This is a genomic window from Pseudoalteromonas sp. SG43-8, assembly GCF_014164245.1.
Taxonomy (GTDB): Bacteria; Pseudomonadota; Gammaproteobacteria; order Enterobacterales; family Alteromonadaceae; genus Pseudoalteromonas; species Pseudoalteromonas distincta.
Genome location: NZ_JACJEX010000039.1, coordinates 1 through 347, shown reverse-complemented (window position 1 = coordinate 347; position 347 = coordinate 1). Strand labels below are relative to the sequence as shown.

Here is a 347-nt window from a genome sequence, read left to right as displayed (position 1 = left end):
CTACTTTCACATAGCAAATGCTACACTATCATCGGCGCTGTTTCGTTTCACTACTGAGTTCGGCATGGAATCAGGTGGGTCCAAAACGCTATTGTCACCAAGCAAATTAGGGCGTTAATTCGTATTTCTACGCATTAACTGAATTTGGAAAATATCTGATAATATTTTTTAAGTCTTTCTAAGTAATTTCTACTTTAGTTATATTAACTTCTGTCTAAACTGTCACATAAAACGCGTTTGGCGTTGTATGGTTAAGCCTCACGGGTAATTAGTACAAGTTAGCTTAATGGCTCACACCACTTCCACATCTTGCCTATCAACGTTGTAGTCTTCAACGGCCCTTCAGA

The 347-nt window shown here is 38.6% G+C and carries 2 rRNA genes; both read right to left on the bottom strand.

What is annotated here, in order from left to right:
- Positions 1–102 (bottom strand): 5S ribosomal RNA (gene rrf, locus H5122_RS20035); the annotation flags it as partial.
- Between the two features lie 145 nt (positions 103–247).
- Positions 248–347 (bottom strand): 23S ribosomal RNA (locus tag H5122_RS20030); the annotation flags it as partial.